General features: G+C 69.2%; 12 protein-coding genes. 9 read left to right on the top strand and 3 right to left on the bottom strand.

The window, feature by feature from the left end; all coding sequences use genetic code 11:
* Positions 1-782: 782 nt before the first annotated feature.
* The 5 genes from FV242_RS31350 to FV242_RS31335 all read left to right on the top strand — a co-directional run bounded on the left by FV242_RS31350 (position 783) and on the right by FV242_RS31335 (position 2299).
* Positions 783-1034 (top strand): PilZ domain-containing protein, encoded by a 252-nt coding sequence (locus FV242_RS31350; RefSeq protein WP_187278641.1) that lies wholly within the window; start codon positions 783-785, stop codon positions 1032-1034.
* A gap of 135 nt (positions 1035-1169) precedes the next feature.
* The gene (locus FV242_RS34995) at positions 1170-1328 is read left to right on the top strand and encodes a hypothetical protein (RefSeq protein ID WP_187278640.1); all 159 of its coding nucleotides are present in this window, start codon (positions 1170-1172) and stop codon (positions 1326-1328) included.
* Between the two features lie 36 nt (positions 1329-1364).
* Positions 1365-1691, top strand: a complete 327-nt coding sequence (locus FV242_RS31345; protein ID WP_147941652.1) for a hypothetical protein — start codon at positions 1365-1367, stop codon at positions 1689-1691.
* Between the two features lie 41 nt (positions 1692-1732).
* Positions 1733-1969, top strand: coding sequence for a hypothetical protein (locus FV242_RS31340; RefSeq protein ID WP_246692978.1), 237 nt, complete (start codon positions 1733-1735; stop codon positions 1967-1969).
* Between the two features lie 15 nt (positions 1970-1984).
* Positions 1985-2299 (top strand): hypothetical protein, encoded by a 315-nt coding sequence (locus tag FV242_RS31335; RefSeq protein ID WP_187278639.1) that lies wholly within the window; start codon positions 1985-1987, stop codon positions 2297-2299.
* 26 nt (positions 2300-2325) lie between these two features.
* Here FV242_RS31335 and FV242_RS31330 read toward each other — a convergent pair whose 3' ends face one another.
* Both FV242_RS31330 and FV242_RS31325 read right to left on the bottom strand, forming a co-directional pair.
* Positions 2326-2598, bottom strand: a complete 273-nt coding sequence (locus FV242_RS31330) for a hypothetical protein (protein ID WP_147941651.1) — start codon at positions 2596-2598, stop codon at positions 2326-2328.
* A 5-nt stretch (positions 2599-2603) separates the two neighbouring features.
* Positions 2604-2951 (bottom strand): hypothetical protein, encoded by a 348-nt coding sequence (locus tag FV242_RS31325; RefSeq protein WP_147941650.1) that lies wholly within the window; start codon positions 2949-2951, stop codon positions 2604-2606.
* 137 nt (positions 2952-3088) lie between these two features.
* On the opposite strand from FV242_RS31325, the gene FV242_RS31320 reads away from it, so the two are divergent.
* The 4 genes from FV242_RS31320 to FV242_RS31305 all read left to right on the top strand — a co-directional run bounded on the left by FV242_RS31320 (position 3089) and on the right by FV242_RS31305 (position 5901).
* A complete protein-coding gene (locus FV242_RS31320; protein WP_147941649.1) occupies positions 3089-3886 on the top strand; it encodes a DUF1194 domain-containing protein in 798 nt (265 codons plus the stop codon).
* A 442-nt stretch (positions 3887-4328) separates the two neighbouring features.
* On the top strand, positions 4329-4982 hold the full coding sequence (locus FV242_RS35925; protein WP_246692977.1) for a hypothetical protein: 654 nt from the start codon (positions 4329-4331) through the stop codon (positions 4980-4982).
* Positions 4983-5093: 111 nt separating this feature from the next.
* Positions 5094-5396: a DUF3768 domain-containing protein gene (locus FV242_RS31310; RefSeq protein ID WP_147941648.1), complete on the top strand. Its 303-nt coding sequence runs from the start codon at positions 5094-5096 to the stop codon at positions 5394-5396.
* Between the two features lie 58 nt (positions 5397-5454).
* Positions 5455-5901: a DUF6508 domain-containing protein gene (locus FV242_RS31305; RefSeq protein WP_281407128.1), complete on the top strand. Its 447-nt coding sequence runs from the start codon at positions 5455-5457 to the stop codon at positions 5899-5901.
* Between the two features lie 81 nt (positions 5902-5982).
* Here the strand turns inward: FV242_RS31305 and FV242_RS31300 are convergent.
* Positions 5983-7784: DUF927 domain-containing protein (locus tag FV242_RS31300; protein WP_210248983.1), on the bottom strand; the 1802-nt coding region annotated here is incomplete at its 5' end.

Here is a 7784-nt window from a genome sequence, read left to right as displayed (position 1 = left end):
GGCGAAGCGGGCGGGCAGGTGCGGCATGGGGCGTCTCTGGCGAGGGACACCACCAGCCTATCCATCAAGCCCGCTTCGTCACCCAGCGCGTTCCACGGCCGGTCGAAATGGCCAAAGTCGAGCTTAGGAGCGTATGGCCTGCCCAGACAACCCTTCCCCCCCTAACCCGCTCAATCCTCCGGCGTGACGCAGGTGCCCATGAAAGCCGTTCGCGCCGGTCCTTCCTCTAGCTTCTGATCCTCTGCTTGCTGCCTGCAGCGTGCCAGAACTTCGGAACTGACAGCCGACGCGGCTTCTTCGCCGGCAGGTGCCGTGCTGTGCGCGACCTTCTCAGGAGGCTCGGGGGCAATCTGTGCGCTTCCTGCTGTAGGAAGGCAGGCGAGGGCAGCCAATGCGCCGACGAGCGCGTGAGAAGGTCTCATGGATGTTGCTCGCTTGGCTGTGAGAGTCAGGCAAGCAACATAAGTTTAATTCGAGGCGAAGGTTCGGCAGGCCCACCGCACGCGGATCACTGACCAGCCCGGCTACCGGGATCCGCGGACGGTGGTCGGCTACATTCGCCGCGTCAACGCCTTCAAAGGGCACACGGGGAGCGGGTTTCTGTAGGAGAGATAGTCATGATGCCAAGCCTGGATCTTGAGCGCTTCGCAGCCCGCCAAGCCCGACGCGTCACCCAGGAACTGGGGCTCGGCTGGTAGGCGGGGCAGGAACCGACTCTACGACGGCTATTGGGCAACCTTTCGGGCCTATTCTCAATGCGGATCGGCACTGAGAACGACCTGATGTCCGCCACGCGCGTTCGTTCGCACCGACATCCCGCTTCGAAGGCCGCGGTCATCTCGCACGGCGGATGGATGGCCGGATGCACCGTCGCTGACATCGCCGTCGGCGGAGCGCGGCTGTTGGTGGCTCGGCCTGAGGCCGTACCGGATCAGTTCGAACTCGCGACCGATCTCTTCAGCAGCCCGCGCCGGTGTCGAACGGTGTGGTGCGAGGACGGGCAGATCGGCGTCGAGTTCGTCGACTGGATCTGAGCCTCGTCGTGCCGCAATCGAGGATCTGTGATCCGCCACTGCTCTTGGAGTCCAGGCACGCGCCTCCGACATAGAAAGGCCAGTCGAGGAAACGCCATGGGTCGCAACGTCGGCCTACAATGCAGGGAGGCCTCTGTGCTGCACACACTGGCGCCGATATTCATCGCCCTCGCAACGGTGTTGGGCTGTCCGCTCCTGGCCGGCCGAGATCATCGCCACGGACGCGAGGTCATCGTCATAGCGGTGCTCTGCCTCACCTGCGCGACGCTCGGGGTGATCGGCGAGATGGCATAACACCCTCGCTCGAGCGCTGACACGACAGGACATGCGATGTCGGACACGTTCTCGCTCGACGGATTAGCGACACCGGTCTTGGACGTCGTGCGCCCGTGGGCGGCCGAACTCACCGAGGGTGCCGATGCGGTCGCGTTCAGGTTGAGGCTGGCGGCGGAGGAAGCCCCCGAGCGGATCCGCGCCTCGGTCGCGCTGACCATCAAGGTCGACAGAGCACTCACCGAGGCGCGGCTGGCATCGCTGCGCTTGGCGGACGCGATCGAGGAAGATCGGGCGAACCTCCTGCAGCGCGCGACCCGGAGTGCGCGCTCATCGTTCGATATGCTGTTGCGGTGTCTACGGGACGCGAAACCGGTGTCATAGCGCCTGGGTTGTTCTCGGCAGTTTGATGTGGGGCGGATCGCATGGACGGTGATGATATGCGGCTTGAGCCATCTCCGTCCGCAGACCCGTTCGCCGCGCTCCGCGACGCCGCATCGGCTGCGGCCCGGAACCTCGGGCTCGAGGCCGACGTGCAGCAGGTCTCGGCGGAGCACTGGCAGCGGGTGCTCGCCGCCGTCGCGGCACGATCACGCTTGCGCGGCCTCGACCTGCCGGAAGGCTGGCAAGAGATGCTGGCCGAGCAGATGGGGCGCCAGTGACCGGCCCTTCGGCTGATGTTCTTCCGGTCGAACTTCTTTCCGATCTCTGAAGACGACCGACCCGCCGAAGCCGCGGCGATCGTCGGCACCTGCCAGCGCTTCTCGAAGGCTGACGCGACGGTGCGCGCCGACACGTCCGATGCCCGGGTGTTTCAGGATCGGTGCGCGCGGTACGGGTTCCGGGCGCTGCCGGCCGCGGTCGAGGCCGTGGCGGCTTTCCCAGTGCACGAGGCGGAGGCCGGGAAGACGGCCCCGACGATCGGCCGCCGGCTCGCAGCGATCTCCTACGCGCACAAGCTAACGAAGGTCGGGGCGCACGCGGTTGGGTGAAGGCTCCGGCGGTTTCATGCGCACGATCATGACCGCTGCGGCATGAGACCGGACCACGCCGCAGTCAGGACGGCGGCTCGGGTCTCCGCGCGCCCCGACTCTGCGGTCGCGATCTCGCGCTGCAGGGCGTCGAGCGCTTGAGCGCCGCCCACTGCATGCGCCTCGCGTCCCTTGCGGGCGAGGGCGGTCCTGAAGGCGATGGCGGCCGGTGCATCGGGGCGGTGACGCTCGATCGACCGAACGAGGGCGAGGACGCTGACGGCGCTCGGCGTGCCGGAGATGGCGGGGCGGGTGCTCACGGATGTCACCCCGACACGCCGGCCCACGCCGCGCGGACGATCGCGACCCTGACGTCGGCATGATCGGCGTCCACCTCGGCGACTTGGCGCAGTACCGCCTCCATCGCCGCGATCCCGCCGATCGCCGCGGCCTCCTCGCCCTGGCGGCGCATCGCCGATCGGTAGGCCTTCGTCGCGGGGCCGGCCCGCGGGCTGCTCTCCACGGCACTGAGGATCGCGATCAGTGCGGCCGCAACGGGGGTGGTCTCGCGCCAAGTGGGCGCCGGAGGTGGCGCCTCAGCGGGCGCAGGCCTCGACGCCTGGTGCTGGCCGGGCGGCGGCGCGGCGGTGCTGGTGGTCAGCGGGCGCTTCATGGCGGCGTTCTCAAGCGATGAGGCGATGACCGAGAACCTAGGTCGGCCAGGCCCGCCGGCGACCGAGAGCGCATGCCGTATCGCTCTTCCCTTCGACGCTTCGGCCACGCAGACTGGAGGCGCGTCGGAGACCCCCAATGCGCCTCGCCGTGGCTGCCGCCCTTCTCCTTACGCTCGCGCTTCCGGCGCGACAGGCACGGGCGCAAGGCGCGAGCACGGAGGTCGACCTCGCCCTCGTCCTGGCCGTCGACATCTCGCTGTCGATGACCTCCGAGGAGCAACGCGTTCAGCGTGACGGCTACGTCGCCGCTTTCCGATCCAAAGCGGTACAGGCGGCGGTGGGTCAGGGCCTCATCGGCCGCATCGCGGTGACCTACGTCGAGTGGGCCGGGGTCGACCGCCAGATCGTGGTCGTGCCGTGGACGCTGATCGGCACGCCCGCCGAGGCTGACGGCTTCGCCGATCGATTGGCGCAGATGCCGCCGCGACGGTCCGCCTGGACCTCGATCGCGGCGGCACTCGACTTCTCGGTCGGGCTCCTGCGCGCGGCCGCGTTCGAGGCGACACGGCGCGTCATCGACGTGTCCGGCGACGGCCCGAACAATCAGGGCCGGGACATCACTCGTGCGCGGGACGATGCGCTGGCCGCGGGCATCGTCATCAACGGTTTGCCGCTGATGATCCGTGCACCGACGGGCCCCTACGACATCGTCGATCTCGACCTGTACTACCGCGACTGCGTCATCGGCGGACCCGGCGCCTTCATGGTGCCGGTGCGCGATCCGACCGAATTCGCCACGGCGATCCGCACCAAGCTCGTGCGCGAGGTGGCTGACGCGTCGGCAGCCCCGCCACGCGTCCTCCCGGCACAGGCATTCACCACGGCGCGGTGTGCGGCCGTGGGGCGCGGTGGCGGACACACGCTCGATCCATGACGGCGGTGGTCGGCGCGAACGCCCGCGACCCTGCGTGCGACCGATGCGGTCGAGACGAGGCCGGGCGAGGCCGAGCCGGTCGGGTTTGAGGCGATACGGCATGGCGCGGCCGCCCGAACCTGCCGGCTGCCCGCACATACAGCGTCGATCGCGCACGCGGGCGCACCCCGCACAGCCCCAGACCACACGATCGCCCCGGAGGTAAATCGAACAGCGAATAGGATTTTAATCTTGACATCGCGATGGTGTTCAGTCATGTTGCTGGCGTCGGCCGGTGAACCGGCGCGCCCAGCGTCGATGGCCGGCACGAGGCGAGGAGAAGCGTGATGCAGGTTCGATCACGATCGCGGCGGCACACGCCGCTGACTCAGCGTTGCTTCCGCCCCGCACCTGCTCAGAAGGCCCCCATCCCGGGGGCCTTCGTCGTTTCAGGAGCCCCGCGATGACGCCCCGTACGACGCTGCCGGCCCTCGTGGCCGAGACACCCCCAGCCCCGCAACCGCCCGCGCTCGTGCTGTTTGGCCGCGACGGTGCCGGTCGCCCCCGCGCCGCCTGGTTCGATGCCGCCGATGCCCGGGTCGCCACCGCCGCCGCCGAGACCATGCGGTTGCGCGCGCTGCCCGTGACCGAGACGGAGCCACGCGCCCTCGCCCAGCAATTCGCCCGCGGGCGGGTTCTGCCCAGCGGCCGCGCGCTGGTGCCGTTCGCCAAGCGCGAACTCTACGGCCGGCTCGTCGCGCTGGCGGGCGAGGGGGCCGGCCTCAGCGTCGCTGCGGGCGCAGAGGTCACCGCGCGCGCCGATGCACCTACCGGCGCGGGCGCCACTTCGAGCGGGGCGGAGGAAAAGCCGCCCGCCCCGCGCCCGGGCGACCGGACCTTCGTCGGCAGCCCACAGCCGACGGAACGCGCCGAGATCGGCCTCGGCAGCGTCGTGCTCGCGCTTGAGGGGCCGGACGACGGCTGGTGGGAGGCCGAGGTCATCGGCATCAACGGCGGGACCTTCTCGCTGCGGTGGTGCGACTACGACCCGGCGGCATTCCCGACGATCTTGCGGAAGGCCGGAGAGCTAGCGCTCCTGCCACCCGTCGTCGGGTAGTCGCCCTCGCGCCAGGCGCCCGGGTCGGGCTCATTCCACCCGGGCGCTCCGACGGCGGCCCGCCGCAACCGCCGCCCAGAGTTCTTCCCCCTGCCACATCCCGAGGTTTCCATGACCGCCGTCCTCGACGCGGACCGCGTCCGCGCGCTCAACGACACCCTCCGCCGCACCCTGTCCGGCGGCACCCTCGTGCTCACCGCTGGCGTCGTCGCGCTCGGTCGTGCACGCCAGCAGAGTATCCTCGACGCGGTCGCCGCCCATGATCGGTTCGATGCTGACGATGATCCCTACGGCGAGCATGACTTTGGCGCGCTGGAGGCGGCACGGCGAGCGATCCGGGAGAGCGCGCCGTTTTCGGAACTCGGCCAGCTCGCCGGCGGCACGATGCAGGTCGATATAACGCCTTGCGACTGACGCGGCGGCGGCCTTGCCCACTAAAACGGTCCCGATACCTTTATCAGGGGCAGCGCGCGTGATCACATCCCCGCAGGATCGGCGGGCTCGCCTCGCTGCGCTCGTCAGATATGCTCCCGTGTTCGCCGACCCAACGGCCTCGGTGGGGGTCTGGTGCGTACAGGACGCGCCCCCGGGCAGCTTCGCGCCGGCGACCTTCCTGCTGAACGCCGAGGTCCAGCGGTTCGTGGCGGACTGCTCCACGCACGGCTGGGTGCTGGGTGGCTTCGACTGGGTGGCCTGGGCGCAGACCCCCGAGGCGCAGCGGCTGCGTGACGATCCGGCCGCGCTCGCCCGCGCTGGTGAGCACCAGCTCGCCCAGCTTCTCACGGTGGTGATCCGGCAGGAACGCTTCGTCGAGGGAGCGCTCGCGGCGGCGTTCGCAAAGGGGTTGATCCTCGGCATCCTCCGGCGCGCGGAGCAGCTCGCTGGAGGGGTGGCCATGGCCACCGGCGGTCCGGATTGACCGGCTACGCGATCATTGCGGCGAGCGATGGCGTCGAAGGGACCGCCGACTCCCTCATCTTCAGGAAGCCGGCGGCTGAGCTCACTTCGGGATCGGCAGGCGCAGCACGATGCACTTGCCCTTCCACCCCGGGGCGCGGGGCGACGTCACCGCCCATTCATAGCCCCGGCCCGTCGGACCCTTACTCGCGTCCGTCTTTACCAGCGCACCCTGCTCGTCGAGCCAGGCGAGGATGGCGTGCAGGTGCCCCCGCTTGGCGCCGAACCAGCGCACGAACTCAGTCGAGCGGATCGCCACCAGCTCATCCGTGCCATCGGTCATCCGAAAGCCGGCGTCCGTGTCGAGCCGCGCATCCTGCTTGTGCGGCAGAGGGGTATCACGCAGGCGCTGGTGCAGGATCGCCTTGGCCTCTGCCAGGGTGGTGTCGCGCAGCCGACTGACCTTCAGCCCGTCGCGGAAGCAGGTCTTAATCGCCCGCCGGATGGCGAGCGCCCGCCACGGTGGCGGCAGCAGCCCCATGTCCATGGCGAGGCGCAGGCCGGCGTAGATCGTCCCAAAGTTACGTGCGGCGTGGTTCACCGCCCCCTCGGCGTCCTTCAGGTACAGGCTGGCCACGAACTCATCGATGTAGGCCTGTGCGCGCGGTGCGAGCTTGTCGCCGAGCCCGATCAACCCACGCAGGTACTCATCGAAGACAATGCCATGGTTCGCCTTGCACGCCTTGCGCATCTCCGCCATCCGGCGATGCGCCCAGCGGGTGAATGCCTCGTCCGTCAGACCCGGTGGCCGGCGATCGAAGATCGTAGCGTTGCCGCCATGCACCGCCGGCACGTCGAGGCAGCGAGCTTCCTCACCGCCGTGGCGCGTCGTCCCCGCCTGCAAGGCCAGGGCCTCGATGGCGTGCTCCGAGGACAGGACGTAGACGAGTGACCAACCCGAAGCGGACGCGTCCCCCGCGTAGATCGACTCGCCGGCGCGCACCTTGTCCTTGCTCTCGCTCAGCCCGTAGATCATCGGGCCGAGCGTGTTGTAAGCCCCCCGCCCGAGCAGGCCGGCTTCATTGATGAACAGCGCGCTGTCGTTACAGGTGATGGCGACCTGATCGAGCCCGGCGCTGGTCGCCTTGCAGCTCGGCAGCGCCTCCTCGGTGCCCAGGCCGATGATCGAGCCGCCTACGACCTGCGCCGTGGACTTGCCGGCTTTCGTCTTGCCGTACAGGTTGATGCCGAAGGACTGCATCCCAAGCACGCGCAGGAGCGGGCCAGCGAAGGACACCCCAAGCATCAGCGTGGCCCGCGTCGACCAGCGCGCGCGGCGGGCGACGTCCCGCTGCCAGTTCTCGACCGTCCCAGCGTTGCCGAACACGATCTGGCGTTTCTTGCCCGGCTGGGGCCGCGGCGGCAACACCTCAACGATACTGGGCATGGCCCCGACGACGTGAGTTGGGCGCACGAACACTTCTTGCGCGCTCCGGTACCAGCCGGACTGCGCGGCATGGCGGGTGTGGCGCAGCGGCGGGGCATCGATGGCCGCCTGGATCACGTCCGCGGACGCCTTGGTCGTGACGGCGGCATTGTACTTGCGCAGCGCTGCGAGGACCTCCGAGGGCTTCTCGGACTTCTCGCAGGGCACGTCGGCAAGAACGAGTTCACCGAGATCGGACGTCGCCTCGAAGCGATCGAACGCGAGGTTGGTCGCCTCATCGACGACACGTTCTGTCTTGATCACCGCAGGGCGTCGTGGGACCGTGCGCCAGTCGGGCCGCAGCGTTTCCAGGCGCGGGCGCTTCTTCGCGCGCTGAGGTTTCTTGTACGGAACTAAGGCTTTGCCGGGCATGGAAAGTCTCCCGATGAGCGTGCCGTGCGTGCCGGTCAGGCCGGGGC

It is taken from the genome of Methylobacterium sp. WL64 (genome assembly GCF_008039945.1).
In the GTDB taxonomy this organism is placed as follows: domain Bacteria; phylum Pseudomonadota; class Alphaproteobacteria; order Rhizobiales; family Beijerinckiaceae; genus Methylobacterium.
This window is presented reverse-complemented; position numbering and strand designations above follow the sequence as displayed.